This window comes from Promicromonospora umidemergens, assembly GCF_024171995.1.
Classification (GTDB): Bacteria; Actinomycetota; Actinomycetes; order Actinomycetales; family Cellulomonadaceae; genus Promicromonospora; species Promicromonospora umidemergens.
The window spans coordinates 171,943-191,017 of record NZ_JAMTCT010000010.1; the positions used below are offsets into that span (position 1 = coordinate 171,943).

General features: G+C 69.7%; 12 protein-coding genes. 10 read left to right on the plus strand and 2 right to left on the minus strand.

Annotation, left to right across the window (positions count from 1 at the left end):
- The gene (locus APR04_RS16950) at positions 1 to 1,173 is read right to left on the minus strand and encodes an ATP-grasp fold amidoligase family protein (RefSeq protein ID WP_253872187.1); all 1,173 of its coding nucleotides are present in this window, start codon (positions 1,171 to 1,173) and stop codon (positions 1 to 3) included.
- 126 nt (positions 1,174 to 1,299) lie between these two features.
- Between APR04_RS16950 and APR04_RS16955 the strand changes: the two genes are divergently transcribed.
- On the plus strand, positions 1,300 to 2,799 hold the full coding sequence (locus APR04_RS16955; protein WP_253872189.1) for a phosphomannomutase/phosphoglucomutase: 1,500 nt from the start codon (positions 1,300 to 1,302) through the stop codon (positions 2,797 to 2,799).
- Positions 2,796 to 2,984 (plus strand): Trm112 family protein, encoded by a 189-nt coding sequence (locus APR04_RS16960; RefSeq protein ID WP_253872191.1) that lies wholly within the window; start codon positions 2,796 to 2,798, stop codon positions 2,982 to 2,984. The genes APR04_RS16955 and APR04_RS16960 overlap by 4 nt, the downstream gene beginning before the upstream one ends.
- Before the next feature lie 89 nt (positions 2,985 to 3,073).
- On the opposite strand, the gene APR04_RS16965 is transcribed toward APR04_RS16960, so the two are convergent.
- Positions 3,074 to 5,608 (minus strand): glycosyltransferase, encoded by a 2,535-nt coding sequence (locus APR04_RS16965; protein WP_253872193.1) that lies wholly within the window; start codon positions 5,606 to 5,608, stop codon positions 3,074 to 3,076.
- Positions 5,609 to 5,870: 262 nt separating this feature from the next.
- Between APR04_RS16965 and APR04_RS16970 the strand changes: the two genes are divergently transcribed.
- From APR04_RS16970 to APR04_RS17005, 8 genes are all read left to right on the plus strand, one after another.
- Complete coding sequence (locus tag APR04_RS16970) at positions 5,871 to 7,130, plus strand: nucleotide sugar dehydrogenase (protein ID WP_253872195.1); 1,260 nt, start codon at positions 5,871 to 5,873, stop codon at positions 7,128 to 7,130.
- Positions 7,127 to 9,205, plus strand: a complete 2,079-nt coding sequence (locus APR04_RS16975; protein ID WP_253872197.1) for an acyltransferase family protein — start codon at positions 7,127 to 7,129, stop codon at positions 9,203 to 9,205. The genes APR04_RS16970 and APR04_RS16975 overlap by 4 nt, the downstream gene beginning before the upstream one ends.
- A 45-nt stretch (positions 9,206 to 9,250) precedes the next feature.
- On the plus strand, positions 9,251 to 9,658 hold the full coding sequence (locus APR04_RS16980) for a hypothetical protein (RefSeq protein ID WP_253872199.1): 408 nt from the start codon (positions 9,251 to 9,253) through the stop codon (positions 9,656 to 9,658).
- A 133-nt stretch (positions 9,659 to 9,791) separates the two neighbouring features.
- The gene (locus tag APR04_RS16985; protein ID WP_253872201.1) at positions 9,792 to 12,212 is read left to right on the plus strand and encodes a glycosyltransferase; all 2,421 of its coding nucleotides are present in this window, start codon (positions 9,792 to 9,794) and stop codon (positions 12,210 to 12,212) included.
- A 114-nt stretch (positions 12,213 to 12,326) separates the two neighbouring features.
- Positions 12,327 to 14,219, plus strand: a complete 1,893-nt coding sequence (locus APR04_RS16990) for an N-acetylmuramoyl-L-alanine amidase (RefSeq protein WP_253872203.1) — start codon at positions 12,327 to 12,329, stop codon at positions 14,217 to 14,219.
- A 99-nt stretch (positions 14,220 to 14,318) separates the two neighbouring features.
- Positions 14,319 to 16,433: an acyltransferase family protein gene (locus APR04_RS16995; protein ID WP_253872205.1), complete on the plus strand. Its 2,115-nt coding sequence runs from the start codon at positions 14,319 to 14,321 to the stop codon at positions 16,431 to 16,433.
- Positions 16,434 to 16,544: 111 nt separating this feature from the next.
- Positions 16,545 to 17,507 (plus strand): glycosyltransferase family 2 protein, encoded by a 963-nt coding sequence (locus APR04_RS17000; RefSeq protein WP_253872208.1) that lies wholly within the window; start codon positions 16,545 to 16,547, stop codon positions 17,505 to 17,507.
- A complete protein-coding gene (locus APR04_RS17005) occupies positions 17,508 to 18,896 on the plus strand; it encodes a polysialyltransferase family glycosyltransferase (protein ID WP_253872210.1) in 1,389 nt (462 codons plus the stop codon).
- Positions 18,897 to 19,075 lie beyond the last annotated feature (179 nt).

Sequence of the window (19,075 nt, forward strand, 5' to 3'; positions counted from 1 at the left end):
TCAGGATAGCCCGGGGTTGCGGAGCACATGTGAGGGCTGTCTGTGACTGCCGGTCTTCCTCGTGTCGACCGGCAGGTCGAAGCCGATCGCCAAGCCGTTCGCGACATCGGCGTCGAGGCGCAGCTGCGCCTCCTGCCAGAAGCGCCCGAGGAGCAGGTCATGGTCGTCCGTGTAGTGCTGTGGTTCCCCAGGGCACGGCGTCAGCTCGCCGAAGACCACACCGTTGCGCGTCTGGTAGAGGTCCACCCGGACGAACGCAAGACCGGTCGCTCGCGAGATCCTCTCCGCGGTCGCGATCGTCTCCTCGAACCGATCAGGGACCGGGATCGTCGGATCTGACTCCCGGCCGGTGGAGACGTCACCGAGGTCGTTCCCGTCCGCTCCGAGATACCGGTATCCGACGCCCGAGCGCTCACCGTGACGGGCGACGCGGCGGAGCAGCACCTGACCGACGCGCCCATAGAACGTGTAGACCTTGACGTCGACCGGGATCTCGGAGCTGTCGCTCAGATCCTGGACGAACTCCTCCGCGTAGAAGGGCGGCCTGATCCGGTCGTATGACGGTCGCGCGGTGTCCTGCTCCATGTAGGCGCGAATTCGTGTCCGTATCTCGTCGAGCGTGGTGACATCGCCGGTGCTGATCAGTCGGTACTCACCAGCAACCCTGCGAAGCGGGAAGACGCCTCGGGACGACGCTCCGCCGACGGACTTGATCACGAACTCGTCGGGGAGCGAGCCGAGCTCGATGCGGTCGAGATCCGGCCAGACCTGCAGCTCCGCCGGGACCCGGACGCCGAGCGAGTCCGCGAGTGCCTTCGAGAAGAGCTTGTCGGAGACCCTGCTGCGTGGTGAACGGTCGGGGTGCTCGTGCGCGGCGTGGGACAGGCCGCGCTCAGTGACCAGCATCCGGCGGAACGAGGGTCGGTCCTCGACCGAGCGCTGGTGCTCGCTCACGGCGACTGCCGTAGCCAGCTGCTCACGAAGCTCCGCGAGCTGGGCCCGCAGACGCCGTGCGCGCCCCCACCCCACCCGGCGTTCAGCATCCAGCTCCTCGACCTTGGCCTGCAGCTCCGTCACAAGCTCGTCACGAGCCGCGAGGAGCTCGTCACGTCGTCGTACGGCTGGAAGGCTGTCGACCAGTCTCCGAGCGAGCTCTTTTTCCCGGCCGGTCATGACAACGCATCTGCCTTCTGACGGTTTGGCGGTGGTACCGGCAAGCCTAAGGGCATTTGTCGGGATGGAGAGCCGCTCGTCGGCGCGTGGGAAGGGGGCGACCCGGTGCTCGCGTACGCTGTCGCCGTGGCTCTCGACCTGCGCAAGATCATCAAGGCCTACGACGTACGGGGGCTGGTACCCGAGGAGTTCTCGCCGGAGGTGGCGCGCGCCATCGGGACGGCGTTCGCCCGGGTGGTGGTGCTCCCGGAAGCGACGGGTGACGCCCGCCCGGCTGTCGTCGTCGGGCGGGACATGCGGGACTCGGGTCCTGGCCTCGTGGACGCGTTCGCCGCCGGGCTGACGGCCGAGGGCGTCGACGTGATCCGCATCGGCCTGTGCTCCACGGACGGTCTGTACCACGCATCGGGGGTGCTGGGAGTGCCGGGAGCCATGTTCACCGCCAGCCACAACCCCGCCGAGTACAACGGCATCAAGCTGTGCCGGTCCGGCGCCAGGCCGGTGGGGGAGGCCACGGGCCTCGCCGAGGTCCGCGAGGCCGCACAGGCCTTCCTGGACGACGGCGCGGCGGGTGGCTCGCCGATGTCGGACGGCGGCACCGCGCAGGTGACCGACCGCGACATGCTGAACGACTACGCCGCGTTCCTGCGGGACCTGGTGGACCTGTCCGGAGTGCGGCCGCTCAAGGTCGTCGTGGACGCAGGAAACGGCATGGCCGGCCTGACGGTCCCGGCCGTGCTCGGCACGGGCGGCGGGCTGCCGGAGCTGCCGCTGGACCTGGTGCCGATGTACTTCGAGCTGGACGGCACGTTCCCCAACCACGAGGCGAACCCGCTGGAGCCGGCCAACCTGCTCGACCTGCAGACCGCGGTCGTCGCGAACGGTGCCGACATCGGGCTGGCGTTCGACGGCGACGCCGACCGCTGCTTCGTGATCGACGAGAAGGGCGTGCCGGTCTCGCCGTCCGCGATCACCGTCCTGGTAGGCCTGCGGGAGGTCGAGAAGGAGAAGGCGGAGGGGCGCACGCCGACGGTCATCCACAACCTGATCACGTCCCGTGCCGTGCCGGACCTGCTGTCGGCCGCCGGTGCCGAGGTGGTCCGCACGCGGGTGGGGCACTCGTTCATCAAGGCGCAGATGGCGTCGAACGAGGCGGTGTTCGGCGGCGAGCACAGTGCGCACTACTACTTTAGGGACTTCTTCTTCGCCGACACGGGGATGCTGGCCGCGATGCACGTGCTCGCGGCGCTCGGCACGCAGTCGCACCCGATGTCGGAGCTGTCGGAGATGTACGAGCCGTACGTGTCCTCCGGCGAGATCAACTCGCGCGTCGCCGACGCGGCGGCCGCCACCGATCGGGTGCTCGACGCCTATCGTCTCGCGTACCCGGAGATCGACGTCGACACCCTCGACGGGGTGACGGTGTCGAACTGGGACGGCCACCCGCAGTGGTGGTTCAACCTGCGGGCGTCCAACACGGAGCCGCTCCTGCGGCTCAACGTGGAGGCAGCCGACCAGGACATCATGGAGAAGGTGCGCGACGACGTGCTGTCGCTCGTGCGTGACAGCGAGGGCCGGCCGCCGGGCGACGACCCGGACGAGGCAGGGACAGGAGCAACGGGATGAACGTCGAGCTGGAGCCTTGGGTGCGCGAGATCCTGCGCTGCCCCGTGACGGGTGCCGAGCTGGTGGACGGTACCGGTCCGTCCGGTGAGCCGGAGCTGCACTCCACCGATCCCGACCGGCCGCTGGCGTACCCGGTCAGGGACGGGATCCCGGTGCTGCTGGAGTCCGACGCGCGAGAGCTGTGAGCAGCACCCGGCCGTGACGCGCGGTCGGGCTGCGCGGGCCACCGGGTGAGCGGATGCTGCCGCTCACCCGGTGGCCCTCCGTCATCGGCTCAGGTCGCTGCCGGCGCGTCGCGCCGTGCTCGGGAGCCGCTCGGCAGCAGGCCCGTCACGAGCTTGAGGAACCGGTCCGCTGCGTGGTGCGTCTCGAGGTGGTGCGCGCCCGCACGCGCCAGCTCGGAGCGTTCCGCGGGGTGCTGCTCCAGGTGCCGGACCAGCTGCAGGACGCCGTCGGGTGTCGCGTAGGCGGCCGCGTCCCCGTAGAACGGGCGGAAGCGTTCCGGAACGATCACCACTCTGCCTGCGGCCATGGCGCGGGTCAGGTACGCCGGGGGCTGCTTGACGTCGTCGGAGGGGAAGCACGGGACGTAGTCGAGCTGGAGGAACAGCTCGCGCTGCGAGAGGTCACCGGGACGGTAGATCAGCCACTCCATCGCAGGCCGGCTGGCCGGTGTGCGACCGATGACGCTCCAGACCTGCTCGAGCGCCCCGAGCAGGCGGACGTCCACGTCGTCCTCGGTGGGATATGCGGCAAGGAAGTCGTCCTTCGACGCCGGCCACAGATCGGCTCCCTCGAACGATGCGAACCCGACGACCGGCTGAGCGGACGGCGTGCGCAGGCGGCGCGCGTCCCACAGGTGAGGCAGGACGGGATCGACGGCATCCGTGTCGTGCACCACCAGCCCGGGCACGGCCGCAAGCTCTGCTCGGACGGCGGGGCCGGCCGGGATCCAGGTGGGCTCCTTCCCGAACAGGTCCCGGGCCGCCACGGTGACGTCCCTCGCGGACCAGAGCGCGCCACCGGTCGACTCGGCGCCCCCGCGGTGGGCGAGGATCGCCACCCTCTCGGCGTCGAGCGCCTGGGCTTCGGTGGGCGGAAGCTGGAGCACCGCGGGGTCGTGGATCAGCAGCAGGTCGGTGTGCGCTTCTTCGGTCTGCAGGACGTGGACCACGGTGCCCTCGTCGACCATCCGGCGGAACTCGGGCGACATCCGCTGCGGGATGGTCTCCGGTCGACCGGCGAGCTCTATGTGCATGATGCCGACCCGCACGCCCTGCTCGACCAACGCGACAAGCTCGTCGTACAGCGGCGCCATGGTGTACGAGTCGGCGCGGAAGTCGCCGGCCAGGACCACCTCGAGGTCGGGCGACTCGACGGTGATCCCCGTGTCCTGGGCGAACCTCCTTGGTGCCTGGAAGGACCGTTGCGCCGGATCGGGCGAGACGAACGGGTCCGCACCTGCTCGGATCGCCTTGTGCCACGTCTTGTAGGACTCCGTGTATTCGTGGCGCGACGGGTGGACCCAGCGTGCGCGGAAGTCCCCGCGGGAGAGCGAACCTGCCGTCAGCCGGACGAACGCGAGCTGGTCGTCGAGCAGGATCTGTTCGCCCGGGAGTGCCGCCGCCAGCCGTTCGATGAATTCCGAGTCGGCGCTCTTGCGGATGGGGTCGAACGCGCCGAGACGTTCGATGATCGCCCGGGGGAACATCAGCGACGACGCGTTCTTACGGCTCGTCTGCTTCGCCAGGTGCTGGAAGCCCAGGTCCTCCGTTGAGCGGATGGACCGGCTGATCGTCGAGTGCACCGTCCCGCTCTCCAGCAGCGGCCGCACCTGCCGCGCGATGCGCTCGGGGTGCGACCAGTCGTCGGAGTCCTGGAACGTGATGAACTGGCCGCGCGCCTCGCGGACGGCGCGGTTCCGCGCGGCGTACGTCCCGCGGTTCTGCGGTTGGACGAGGACCCGGATCCGCTGGTCGAGGCGGGCAACCTCGGCGAGAACGTCTTGGAACTCAGGGCCCGAGGCGTCGTCAAGGACGAGCAGCTCGAGGTTGCCCCAGGTCTGGTCGAGGATGGACCGCACGGCCGAGAAGATCTCCGGTCCAGGACGGAACGCGGACATCACCACCGTGACCAGCGGGCCGTCCTCGGTCCCGCTGGGCCCGGGGGCGGCGAGGCTGTCGAACGGCGTGCGGCCGTCGCGGGTCAGGCGGACGGGGCGCACGCCCCAGCGCCCCACGAGGTCGTCGAGCTTGCGGTTCCACTCCTCGCTGCCCACGCCGTGCCTGGCAGCGGCGAGGTCGACCGCGAGCGTCAGGCGGTCTTCCTCCAGGAGCTCGTGGACCGCGGTGAGCTCCGACTCCAGCTCGTCGACCGCTCCGGTGAGCTGGAGCACCTGGAGATACAGCCGCGTCTCGTCAGGGCGCCATTTCCCGCCCGGCGCCATGTGCCTCGCGACCCGGTACAGGTGGGCCGCGTCGGTCAGGTCGTCCGGGGTCAGATTCTGGTAGCCGACCGTCATGGCGAGCGCACGCCACCAGCCGGGCCGCTTGCGCCCCAGGCCCGCGGCGGTGCTCGCGGAGCTGCGCGCCGCGTCCCGGAGCTCCTCGTAGGTCAGGTCGGGCGCGATGCCGGCAGCCACGACCCGTCGGTACGAGTCGGCTTGCGTCCGCCCCGCGGTGTACGCCATCGCGCGAAGGTGGTCGCGGCGCCTGATGGTCTGCTCGGCCAGGCCGCGCGCGACGTCGGCATCGACGGGTCGGACGGTGGCGTCCGTGGTGGCGCTGGTGGCGGCTGCTGCGGTCGTCAAGGGGTTCCCTCCGGAAATGCCGGAGGAACCAACGCCTCGGGCGGCCCCATCTTCACCGCTCGGAACGGAGCCTGACAACTCCGTCGAAGGGTCAGGTCTCATCTTAGCCACGGTCCCGGGTGAAATGGGTGATATCGCGTAGGTGTCGGTCTCATCTGAGTGGTGAGCGGCCTAGGATGCTCAGGGCCGGGATCGACCGCCCCCCATACGCGGGGCCGGCGGGTGTCCAGGTCACATGATTCGGAACGCGAGAGGCACAGTCATGTCGATGTTGGTCGTCGTGGGACTCGGGTACGTCGGTCTCCCCCTGGTGCAGGCCGCCGTGAGCGCTGGGTACGACGTGGTGGGCCTGGACGTGAACGAACGGGTAGTGGCGGACCTCAATGCCGGGCGGTCCCACGTCGACGACCTGTCCGACGACGCGATCGCCGGGCTCCTCGCCGAGGGGTTCCGTGCGTCGGCCGACGAAGCGGTGATCAGGTCCGCCGACGTCGTGGTCGTGTGCGTGCCGACGCCGCTCTCCGCCGACGGTGGACCCGACCTCGGCGCCGTGACCGGTGCGACGCAGGCGATCGCGCGCAACCTTCGTCCGGGGACGCTCGTCGTCCTCGAGTCCACTACGTACCCGGGCACCACCGAAGAGGTGGTTCAGCCGATCCTGGAGTCGGTCAGCGGGCTCGCGGCGGGCACGGACTTCCACCTGGCGTTCTCGCCGGAGCGCATCGATCCCGGCAACCCGGTCTACGGCATGCACAACACCCCGAAGGTGGTCGGCGGTTCCACGTCGGAGGCCTCGCAGCGGGCGGCGGACTTCTACGGGAAGTTCGTGGAGACCGTGGTCGTGGCCAAGGGCACGCGTGAGGCGGAGGCCGCCAAGCTGCTGGAGAACACCTACCGGCACATCAACATCGCGCTGGTGAACGAGATGGCGCGCTTCTGCCACGAGCTCGACGTCGACCTGTGGGACGTGATCCGCCTCGCCAAGACCAAGCCGTTCGGCTTCCAGGCGTTCTACCCCGGGCCCGGCGTCGGCGGGCACTGCATCCCGATCGACCCGAACTACCTGAGCCACAACGTGCGGTCCCGCCTCGGCTACCCGTTCCGGTTCGTGGAGCTTGCCCAGGAGATCAACGCGACGATGCCTACGTACGTCGCCCGACGGATCCAGGACCTGCTCAACGAGGACAGCAAGTCGCTGCGAGGATCCACCGTCCTGCTGCTGGGCGTCACCTACAAGCCGAACATCGCCGACCAGCGCGAGTCGCCGGCGCGGCCGCTCGGTGAGGCGCTCCTCGCACAGGGCGCGCACCTGGCCTTCCACGACCCCGCGGTCGAGGAGTGGCAGCTCGACTCGGCCTCCCTGAGCCGGGTCCCGGACCTGGACCAGGCGGTGGCGGACGCCGACCTGGTGGTGCTCGTGCAGAACCACCGCGCCTACGACGTCGACGCCCTGGCGGCGTTGTCCAAGCGCTTCTTCGACACCCGCGGAGTCACGACGGGTGACTCGGCGCACCGGTTGTGACGGGCCTGGCCGCGCCTGCGGCCTCGGTCGACGGTCCGACCCGGAGCACGTCCGGCGGCGGGTTTCGCGCCGACATCGAGGGTCTGCGCGCCGTCGCCATCGGGCTGGTGCTCCTGTACCACGCCGACGTCCCGTTCCTTCCGGGCGGGTACGTCGGCGTCGACATGTTCTTCGTCGTCTCGGGCTACCTCATCACCGGGCTGCTGGTCCGTGAGGTGGAGCGCACGGGCCGGGTGTCGCTGGCCCGGTTCTACGCGCGCCGCGCCAAGCGGCTCCTGCCCGCTTCCGCCCTGGTGCTGGTGGTATCGGCGCTGCTGATGTGGGCCACCGCCTCCGTGGTCCAGTGGCGGGCCTTCGGCCACGACATCGTGGCGGCGGCGCTCTACGTGGTGAACTGGCGGATGGCCGACCGGTCGGTGGACTACCTCGCCGAAGGCACCGGCGCGTCGCCCGTGCAGCACTTCTGGTCGCTCGCGGTCGAGGAGCAGTTCTACCTGGTCTGGCCCTTGGTGCTCGTGCTGGTGGCGCTCGTCGCGCGGCGGTATGGCCTTCGGGTGCGGCCCTTGATGGGCGTGGGGCTCGCGCTGATCGTCGTTCCGTCGTTCGTCTGGGCGCTGTCGACGTCCGGGAGCCCTTCCGGGTTCTTCGTGACGACGACGAGGCTCTGGGAGCTGGGGGTCGGCGCGCTCGTCGCGGTGGCCGGGGCGGTCGCGCTCCCTCGGGCGGTCGCGCGCATGACCGGCATCGTCGGCCTGACCCTCGTCGTGGGCAGTGCCGTGCTGCTCGACCACACCACGCCATGGCCCGGCGCGTGGACGTTGTTGCCGGTGCTCGGCACGGCCGCGGTGATCTTCGCAGGTACGTCCCACGAGCGCGGTGCTCCTCGGGTGCTCCAGCTGCCCGCCGTCGTGTGGATCGGTGGCCTGTCCTACTCCCTGTACCTGTGGCACTGGCCGCTGCTCGTCGCTGCGGAGAACGTCGCCGGCGAGCTGTCCGTGATCGAGCGGCTCGTCGTCGTCGCCGTATCGGTGGTCCCAGCCTGGCTCTCTCTTCGGTTCGTCGAGAACCCCGTCCGGTTCTCAGGCCGTCTGGCCGGCTCGAACCCGGTCACGCTCGGCCTCGGAGCCGGCTTGACCGCGGTCGGAGTGATCGCGGGTCTGCTGCTCGCCGCTGCTGTGCCGAACGCACCGACCGGCTCGGCTGCGGCAGGTGCCGCAGCACTCGTGTCCAAGGGGGGTGCGATCACCCCGCCGCAGGCGGTCGCCCAGGGGGCGGTCACCCCGTCGGCGGCCCTCGCAACGGACGACGTGCCTGCGCCCTACCGGGACGGCTGCGAGGTCGCCATGGACGAGGTGGAGCTGGAGCTCTGCGTATACGGCGATCCACAGGGCAGCAAGACGATGGTCCTGGCGGGGGACTCCAAGGCACTGCAATGGTTCACGCCCCTGGAGTCCATCGCGCGGGAGAACGGCTGGCGGCTCGTGCTGGCGACCAAGTCCGCCTGCGGGTTCGCCGGGGCTGTCCGCCCAGGAGCGGACGGTGCCCCGTACACCCTCTGCGGGACGTACAACGAGGCGCTGCTGGCCGAGCTGCTCGAGGTGCGCCCCGACGCGGTGATCACCTCCCAGGTCCACGACACGGCGTACGACGCCACAGGTGAGCTCACCGAAGACGCGATGACCGAGGGCCTCACCTCCTACTGGTCCCAGCTGGAGGAGTCGGGGACCGACGTGATCGCGCTGCTCGACAACCCGCAGCCGCACGATGTCCCCGTGGGCGGCTCCGAGGTGTACATGTGCGTGGCGGAGTTCCCCGACCAGCTCGACCGGTGTGCGTTCTCGAGCCCCGAGAGGGCGACGTCGGGTGGGAGCGGAGCTCAGGTTGCTGCCGCGGCAGAGGTCGAGGATGCCGACGTCGTGGACATGAACGACCTCGTGTGCAACGAGGACGTCTGCCCAGCGGTCATCGGCGGTGTGCTTGTCTACCGGCAGGGATCGCACCTGACGGACAGCTATGTGAGATCGATGACTCCCGTCCTCGAGGAGCGGCTCCTGCCGTTCGTCGAGAACCGGTGACGGCGCGACCGTGCCCGTTCACTCGAACCCCAGAAAGGGATGCCCATGCGTCGCCCGTCTGTTTTCGTCCTGCTGATCGCCGCGCTCCTGCTCGTCGGCGTCGCCACAGCGATCGTGGCTGCGGCGGACGGTTCCGCCGCGCCGGCGCTCGTTGGCGTCGGTCTTGCGCTCTTGGCCGGAGCGACCTACGTCGCCGACCGGCGTACCCAGACGGCCCGGAAGTCGCTCGAGCTGCGACTTGAGAAAGGTATCGAGGCGACCCGTCAGGACCTGGCGGCTGCCCGCAAGGACCTGCCGGACGTCGCCACTCGCGAGGATCTGGCCGAGGTCGCGGAACGGCTGGACCGGTTGGACGCACGCCTCGACACCACACAGCGACGCCTGGTCGCTTCGTCCGACGCGGCTCGTCTCGAAGCGGCGGAGCGCGAGTCCAGGATGCGCCCAGCACTCTGAGCGCTGAGCCTCGTCGGTCCGGCGGGCCACGTCTCCCGGCGGGCGCGGCGAGGTGGTTCGCGCAGTGCCGCGCCGGCCCCTTTCACCCGGGAAGGCGCGTCGCCGAGTGGTCCGCTCTGACAGAATCATTCGGATGCGGCGCGACAGCGCGCCGCCAGAGCCGAGCGAGGACATGACGAACGACCGGTCCGACCTTCCCGTTATCGCTGCCGAGCTCCAGCAGCTGCAGGCGCACGCGTTCACCATCGCAGATGTCGCACGACGCGTTGACTCCCGGTCCCACCTGGACCTGATGGCGCTCCTTCGGGACTCGTCCCAGGGGCTTGAGCGGAACCGCTGGTCCGTGGCCCGCGCCCATGTGCTGGGAGTTGCGCCGGACGGCGACGACGAGCTGGACGAGGCACTCGAGACGTTGCTCGAGGCTGCGTCGCGCAAGTCCCGCGCCATCGGGCCGCGGCCCTCCCACCTCCTCGGTGACCTGCTCATCGAACGACGTCGCCCCGCGGACCTGCGCAGAGTGCTGCCGCGGCTCCCGTTGCTCGAGCACCATGCGGAGCAGCTGCGCATCGACCTGGCCAACCCGGTCGTCGACCCGTCATCGGACTACGAGTCCTGGACCGACGTGTTCAACGAGCTGGTCCTTGGCGGGGTGTCCCCGATCCACCTGCTGCCCGCGGAGGATGGCGCGACGCCGTTCGACAGGCTGCACTCCGACCTTCCGGCGGGATCGGTGGGTGGCGACCTCGTGACCGTGATCGTCAGCTCGTTCCGGCCCGGGCCGGAGCTGCTGACCTCTGTGCGGTCTGTCGTGCGGCAGACGTGGCGCGACCTCGAGATCGTCGTCGTCGATGATGCCTCGGGCCCGGAGTACGCCGACGTGTACCGGGAAGTCGCCGACCTCGACCCGCGGGTCCGGGTCCTGGTCCAGGCGGAGAACGCGGGCACCTACGCGGCCCGGAACCATGCGATCGACGAGGCCGAGGGCGTCTACGTCACCTTCCAGGACTCGGACGACTGGGCCCACCCGGAGCGGATCGAACGCTCCGTGGCGGCCTTCGGGGCCGGCCGGCTGGTCAGCGCGGTGCGCACCAACGCGGTGAAGCTGTCTGACGACCTGGTGCTCGCCCGACGGACTAACGCGAACCGCAAGCCGGCCGCAGCGACCCTGATGTTCCGGCGGGAGCAGGCGTGGGCGAGCCTCGGGTCGTTCGACCTGGTGCGGAAAGCGGCCGACACGGAGTTCCACCTCCGGGTGGAGGCCGCACTGCCCGGCCGGACCGTCGACCTCGACGCGGCACTCCAGCTCGTGCGCATGAGCGCCGGCTCGCTCTCGCGCGACGAGATCCGCTCCGGGTGGCGTCACCCTGCGCGCTTGCTCTACCACTCTGCGACCTCGACCTGGCACGACGAGATCAGGCGCGGCGCGTCCGCGTACCTGGGGCGGGACGAACGCCGGTTCCCCGCGCCGCGACGCTTCGGGGCCGGCTCTCTGCCGCACCCTGTCTACGACATGGTGGTGCTCGGCGACTGGCGGTCGGACGGTCCGCTGGAACGTGACGCCGCGCAGTGGATCGAGATGCTCGCTACAGCGAACCCTTCCCGGCGCATCGCCCTCGTACATGTCGAAGGATTCTCGCTCGAGTCGCGTCGCGAGCAGCGCTACGGCAGCTCGGTGCGGAGGATGCTCGCCGCGGGAGTGGTCGAGGGCCTGGCCTATGACGAGGACGTCCAGGCAGAGCGCATCGTGTGTATCGACCCGACCGTGCTCTCGTACCTGCCCAGGCTGCGGTGCGGACTGCGTGCACCGCAGGTGGTGGTGATCGCCGACCGGCCAGAGGACACGCCACGGGCACCGTTCGCCCGGTACGACGCCGACTTCGTCGAGCGCATCGCGAAGACCACCTTCGGCGGTTCCGTGGTGTGGAGCCCTCGCGGTGTCGACACCAGCGAGGTACTGGCGGTGGACCGCAGCATCGTGGGCCCTGGTCTCCCGGTGGTGCTCGTGCCGCAGGAGAGCGCTCGGATCAGTTCCCAGGTGGGCGTCGTTGCCGTCGCACTGGGCGTGCTGAGCGAGCAGGCGCTGGCTGAGGCGTCGGTGATGGTTCGGGCGCTGGTCTCGGCCGGGCTCGACGTGCGGATGAGGACCATCGGCTTTGTCAAGCGGCGGATCGAGCGCGATGTGCGGGAGACCCTGGAGCGGGCGGAGATCGATCCCCGACGCCCGCCGATGATCTTTCTGCCGCACGAGGTCACGGACAGCGTGGTGGCGGCTGCTGCTCGTGACCTGGTGGTGGTCGCACCGGGCTGCTCGACGGCGCACCTCAGGACCGTCGTCGAGGCGCTGTCGGTCGGGACCCGCGTCCACGTGCCCTCGTCCGCGCCGTCGACGGCGCTGCCGACCAGCACGTACGAGAGCTCCGACGTGCTCGCCCGCCAGCTCGCCGGGCCGTCCGTGCGCCTCGACAGCTGGACCCCGGACCACCACAGTGCGGCGGATGCTGCCGCCGTCGAGGCGTGGTACGCCGGTCTGAGCCAGCCGGTCAGCGCAGGATAGGGGCGCCGCCGATCTCCTCGAGCATGCGCCGGTCGGCACTCACCGAATCGTCGTGCGCACCCGTCGGCGCTCGTTATAGCGGCGGAGAGGTGCCCGGATCGCTATCGTCGGGATATGAGGCATCCTGTGCGCCACGTCACAGCTCCGGCCATGGTGGTCGTGCTCGCGGTCGGCGGCGTCGTGCTGCCCGTCGTGTCGCTGCCCGTGCCCGAGGCCGTGGCCGTGCCGCCGGAGGTCGACGAGCTGCGGCTGGCCGGCGTCGACCCGGCTGCCCGGCGGGACCCGACGGCGCTCGACGACGTGGTGGGACACGACCATGACGATGACGATGACGATGACGACCACCCGGAGCCCGGGCGGCTCGCGGCACTGAGCGCCAGGACCGGGACGCTCGAGTTCCTCGTGGCCGGCGCCACGTGGGACGCGGACGCGGCCGACGAGGTCACGGAGGTCGCGCTGCGGGTACGGGAGGACGGTACCTGGGGCGACTGGCAGGCGGTGGGGTTCGACGACGCAGAGGAGGTCGGCGGCCGGGCCGGTACCGAGCCGTTCGTCTCCACAGGGGCCGACTCCGTCCAGGCGAGAGTGCGCACCGTCAGCGGGAAGCCGCCGCCGGGCCTCCGGGTCGTGGTCGTCGATCCAGGCACCGCGGCGGCCGATGCGACGGTGGGCCCGGCTGCCGGCCCTGCCGCGTCGGCCGACGCCGCGACCGGCTACGAGATCCGGCCCCGGACGGTCAGCCGCTCCGCGTGGGGTGCCGACGAGTCCCTGTCCGAGCCGTGGCCAGAGGTCTCTGGTGACCTGCAGGCGATGTACGTGCACCACACGGCAGGGACCAACTCGTACAGCAGGAGCCAGTCGTCCGCGATCGTCCGGGGCATCTACGCCTATCACACACGGTCCCGGGGCTGGCCGGACATCGGCTACCAGTTCCTCGTCGACCGGTTCGGCAGGATCTTTCAAGGACGCACCGGCGCGGTGTACGACAACCCGGTCGGAGCGCAGGCCGGCGGGTTCAACACCGGCACGATCGGCGTCTCCGCGATCGGGAGCTTCGACACGGCGCGGCCGTCGTCGGCCCTGATCACCGGGATGGTCCGGGTGTACGCCTGGAAGGCGTACCAGTACGGGATCAACCCGTGGGGGACCACGGTCCTCACCGACCGAGGGACGGCCGGCGACACGTCACGCACCTCGCCGGGCGACCGGGTTCGAGTGCCGAGCATCCTCCCGCACCGGGCGACCAACTCCACGGTGTGCCCGGGCCGCTACCTGAACCAACGGCTGGGTGACATCCGCCGTGCGGTCAACGACCGGGCCGACGCCGCGACAGCACGACACGGGCGGCCCGAGCTGCGGCCGGCGCCGGTGGTGCACGAGCCCACCTCCCTGCAGGCACCGATCCAGTGGAGCGCGAAGCAGCGCTACAGCTGGGACCCCGTACCCGGTGCGACCCGCTACCAGATCCTCGCGCGGACGGCGCGCTACTCCGCGGACATGCCCACCTGGCCGTACTGGTACTCGGTGCGCACGGTGACCGGTACGTCGGCGGTGCTCGAGACGGATCCCGGGCGATCCGCCTGGTACGCGGTGCGGGCCCTCGACAGCGAACATCACCGGGGCGCGATGCGGACGCTCGTACGGACGTCTCGCGAGACCATCCCGGCACAGTGGTCGATCGGCTCCGGATGGCGCAAGGTCACGGATTCGGGTTACCACGCGGGATACGCCTACCGCGTCGCGCGCGACGGCGCGCGGATCAAGGTCAGCAACGTCCGGCAGGCTTCGCACGTCCGGGTGGTGGCACCTACCGGCCCTGGTTACGGTCGCATGCGGGTGATCTTCGCCGGATCGAGCGTGGGTGTGATCGACCTCTCCGGAGCTGCGTCCGGCCGCAAGGTATTCTCCATAGGCCTCGAAAGCGGCCGCAGCGGGGGTGTCGCCCTCGAGACGATCGGCTCGCAGGAGGTCCGTGTGAGTGGCATAGGCCTGGTCCGCGACTTCTGACCAGACCGCCCGCACGCAGCAACGTCTATACACTCGATCGGTTCGAACGACCAACGGCCCTTCGTGTCCGTGAGCGAGAGGCATATTGTGGATGGTTCTGTGGCTGGCCCTGTGGACGTGCAGGGCCGGATGCCGACCGGCGAGACGCACGGGGCTCGGCGACGTTTTCTGCCGGAGGTCCAGGCGCTCCGGGCAGTGGCTGTCGCGCTGGTGGTCATCTACCACCTGGAACCGAACATGCTTCCCGGAGGCTTCATCGGGGTCGACGTCTTCTTCGTCATCTCCGGGTTCCTGATCACCGGTCACATGCTCCGCGAGGTGGAGCAGACCGGCAAGCTCTCGCTCACCCGGTTCTGGGCCGGCCGTGCGCGGCGCATCCTGCCCGCCAGCCTCGTCGTGATCGCAGCGACCGCCGTCTTGGCGACCGCGGTGGTTCCTGTCACCGAGTGGGCGAACCTGCAGCGCCAGGCACTGGCCTCGGTCTTCTACGTGCAGAACTGGGTGCTCGCGGCAGACGCTGTCGACTACCTGGCCGCCGACAACGTCGCCACCCCGTTCCAGCACTTCTGGTCCCTGGCGGTCGAGGAGCAGTTCTACCTGCTCTGGCCGATCGTGGTCGTGGGCGCCGCGCTCGCGGTACGCCGCGCCCGGGGTGACCGTACGCGCGCCCTGCGCCGGGTGGTGCTCGTCCTGTTCGGCCTGATCGTCGCCGCGTCGTTCGTCTGGAGCGTGCGCGAGGTGAGCGCCGGCGATCCTGCGGCCTACTTCGCGACCACCACCCGGCTGTGGGAGCTGGGCGTCGGTGGTCTCCTCGCGGTCGTGCTGCGCCACACCGACCGGTTCGCGCTCGCTCGGTCCGCTCTGGCCCTGGCCGGGCTGGCGACGATCACGGTGGGCTCGTTCCTCCTGACCGCGGCCAGCCCGTTCCCTGGCGTCGCGGCTCTGGTGCCGGTGCTCGGGGCGGTAGCGATCATCGCAGCGGGTCGCACTGTCGGTGCGGGCTCGCTGACCTGGCTCGTCGACCGGTCATGGGTGCAGTGGCTCGGCAACGTCTCGTACTCGCTCTATCTCTGGCACTTCCCGATCATCGCCTGCTTCGAGGTGTGGGCGGACCGGAGCCCCCGGCCCCTGGAGTCGCTCGGACTGCTAGCGCTCTCGTTGCTCCTGGCCCAGCTCAGCTATGTGTGGGTGGAGCGGCCGGTGCGCCTGGGGCGCTGGGCCCGGCCGAACGGCCGGATGCTGGTCGCCGCGGCGGCCGCGATGGCAGTGACCGCAGGAATCTCCGTGACCCCGATGATCAGGGCCGAGATCCTCGAGCGGGAGTGGCGCCAGGCGGCTGCGGGCGTCGTCGTCGGCCCGGGATCCGGGTTCGGTGCGGAAGCGATCGCCGGCAAGCATGTTCCCGCCTTCGTCACGCAGGTTCCGGTGATCGTGCCGAACCTCGAGGACGTGCACAAGGAGCTGAGCCGGACGTACGCGGCCTGCGCGAGTGGTGCGGCATCCAATGTCACTCCCACCTGCGAGTTCGGCGACCCGGAGGGTACCAAAACCATCGCCGTGGTGGGCGACTCCCACGTCCGCATGTTCGCCTCACCGATCGTGAGCGCAGCGAAGGAGCAGGGGTGGCGGGTCGTCACGTACCTGCACAACTCGTGCACCTTCTCGCTCGACCCCAGGAAGATGCGGTTCGCGGAGGCCTGCCTGCAGGCCAACGCGGATACGCTGGACGCGCTCCGCGCCGACCCCGCCGACATCGTGGTGACGGGCATCTACGGTGACTCCGAGTTCGACAGCCCGTCCGGCGGCGTCGACGGGCTCGTCCGGATGTGGGACGCGCTCCACGAGGCCGGCTCCCGGGTCGTCGTCCTGAAGGACGCGCCTCGTCCGCGCATGGATGTCCTCGAGTGCGTGGCCGACCACGCGAAGGATCCGGAGGACTGCGCGGTGTCCCGCAAGGAGGCCTTCTCCGACCCGGGGCACGCGACGGTGGCCAAGGCAGCCCGGCTGGCAGCCGACGTGGAGGTGCTGGACCTCACCGACCGCTTCTGCGGTCCGCAGCGGTGCATGCCGGTGGTGGGGAACGTCATGGTCTATCGGGACCACAACCACATCACCGATACCTACGCTCGCAGCCTGCACCCGTACATCGCGGACGCTCTCTGGCCTACCACTGGGACTCTGGCCCAGGGCGCCGAGGCCAGCAGGGATGGGTGATACTTTACTTGGGCCAGCAGACTGGCTAGTCAGCCGGAGCGTGAGTCCGGGCACGGCCCCCGAACGTGCTCCCGTGTACTCTGCCGTAGCTACTTACCTCAGGATGGAGCCTTGACGACTCTCAGCGTGATCGTGCCGGTGTACAACGCGGCAACTTTTCTACCGAATTGTCTGGCGACTATTCGAAGCAATTACCGGGACGACTTCCAGTTCATCATCATCGATGACCACTCGACGGACGAGACGCCACAGCTCCTTGAGCAGGCCGCGGAGAAGATGCCGTGGCTCACGCTGATCCGCAATCCCGAGAATCACGGCGTCGCCCGATCCCGGAACCTTGCGCTCGAGCACGCAGACGGCAGGTACCTCACGTACCTGGACGCGGACGACTGGTACCAGGCGGGGCACCTGGAGGAGACGCTCGACAGTCTCAAGCAGCTGGACGTCGACTTCATCCGCACCGACCACGTGCGTGTCGACGCGATGAACCGCAGTGTGCGACGTGCTCCCGAGGAGGAACGCGACGTCGCGCTCGACCCGAAGTCACAGATCGGGCTGCGGGGGAGCCGCACCATGGTCGACTACCCGTACCTGTGGGCAGGGATGTACGACCGGGAGCGCATCGCGCCCGAGCTGTTCGCCTTCGACGAGTCGCTCCGTACAGCAGCCGACCGGCCGTGGTTCTGGCGCCTCCACCTGAATACGGAGAGCACAGCGGTGGTGGGCCTCAAGGGCTACTTCTACCGCAAGGACGCCAACCCGACGGCACTGACCCAGGCGGGTAACCCCAGCACGCTCCACTTCCTGGACGCCTATGCGGGCATCCGTGACCTCGCCCTGACGACGGAGAACCAGGACTACATCGAGAAGGCAGCGTACGGTGCGTGCCGGATCGTCGCTTTCCACGTCTCGATGCGGGCGAGGCTCTCACCCGAGCTGCAGAGCGAGCTCTTCCACCGGTCCTCCGCGTTTCTGAACTCGTTTCCCAAAGACGCGGTGAAGGCCGCTCTCAGGCACTTCGACCTCCCGACGCGGATCGTGTTGAAGAAGATTCTCCGGATCGAGGTTCGCTGAATGGATCAGCTGTTTATTGCGCCGACGTTCATGGCAGCGGCGACGATGGCCGCAGCGATCGACTCCGGGCTCTACCGAGACACCGAGCAGCGGGTGCTGCTGGTGGTCAACAACGCGAAGATCCCCGAGATCGGCCGGAGCCTGATCGAGCAGCAGGGATTCGAGTCCCTGGCCAGCCGGTTCGACCGGGTGGTGTCCCTGAACGACCTGATCTTTCCGTATCACCCCCGGGCGTGGAATCCGCCGACCGGCAAGGTCCCGATGTGGCGCGACACGCTCCTCGAGGCGGCGGGCATCGAGGGAGAGTTCGGCATCACGCTGCAGTCGCTCCCCGTGCGACCGTCGACGACGTTGACGCGGCTGTTCAAGGGCGCGCCGATCGACGTCGTCTCGGACGGCCTGATGAGCTACGGGCCGACCCGCAAGCCCATCCGGCCGAGCATCGCGGAGAACCTGCGGCGGCTGTTGTACCTGGACCTCGCGGGCGGGCTGCGTCCGGTGCTGCTCAGCGAGCACGGCATCGAGAACGTGGTCGTCCCGGCCGAGTCGTTCCGGGTGGTCGTCCAGGAGTACGGCAAGATGGTCTTCGAGAAGACCGGGGTCGACAGCGTGGCCGAGCGGCCGGTCGAGGTGATCATGCTCGGCCAGTACCTCGCGGTGCTGGGTCTGCTCACCGAGGAGGAGGAGGAGGAGCTGCACTGCGAGTTCCTCCGGGCGGCGGTGGCGCTCGGGTACTCGTCGATCGCGTTCAAGCCACACCCGAGCGCCCCTCCCTCCTTCACCCACAGGCTGATCGACCTCGGACGCTCGCTCGACGTCGATCTTGTCGTGCTCGACGAGCCGGTGCCGGTCGAGACCCTCTACGACAGGATCCGCCCCGTCGCGGTGATCGGTTGCTTCTCGACGGGCCTCTCGACAGCCGTCGAGACCTACGGCATCACCGGCTACTCGGTGGGCGTGGACAAGGTGCTGGAGCGGCTGCCCCGCTTCAAGGACAGCAACCGGATCCCCCTGGCGATCACGGATGTCCGGTTGCCTCGTGTCGAGTGGGACGAGTCGGGTGCCATCTCGGTTCGCCAGCCGCCGCCGATCGACGTGCAGGTCCTCGTCGAGGAGGTGGCGCGGGCCATGCAGCCGGCGCACTTCGAGGAGCACCAGACCGAGCGCCGGAACGCATTCCTGGCGGAGGAGCCGTGGGCGGCGAAGTACTTCGCGGAGTCAGAGCTCGCTGACACGGAGGTAGAGGCTGTCGTAGTGCCTGCTGTCGTCCCGTACAGCGCGCGGGTCGAGCGTCGTGCACGCCGGATCGCGGGCCGCATGATCCGGCGGAACCGCCGGTTGCGCAAGATCGCCGAGGTCGGCAAGGCGATCAGGTTCCAGCCGCGCTGACAGGCTGCCCGTTCGCGAGCTGACGACGAAGGGCTCCACCCGCTTCGGCGGGTGGAGCCCTTCGTGGTCAGCGGGACGCGGGTGTCAGTCGCGGCCGTAGATGTCGCGGGTGTAGACCTTGTCGGCGACGTCGTCGAGGGCTTCGGTGCGGCGGTTGGCGATGATGACGTCGGCGCGGG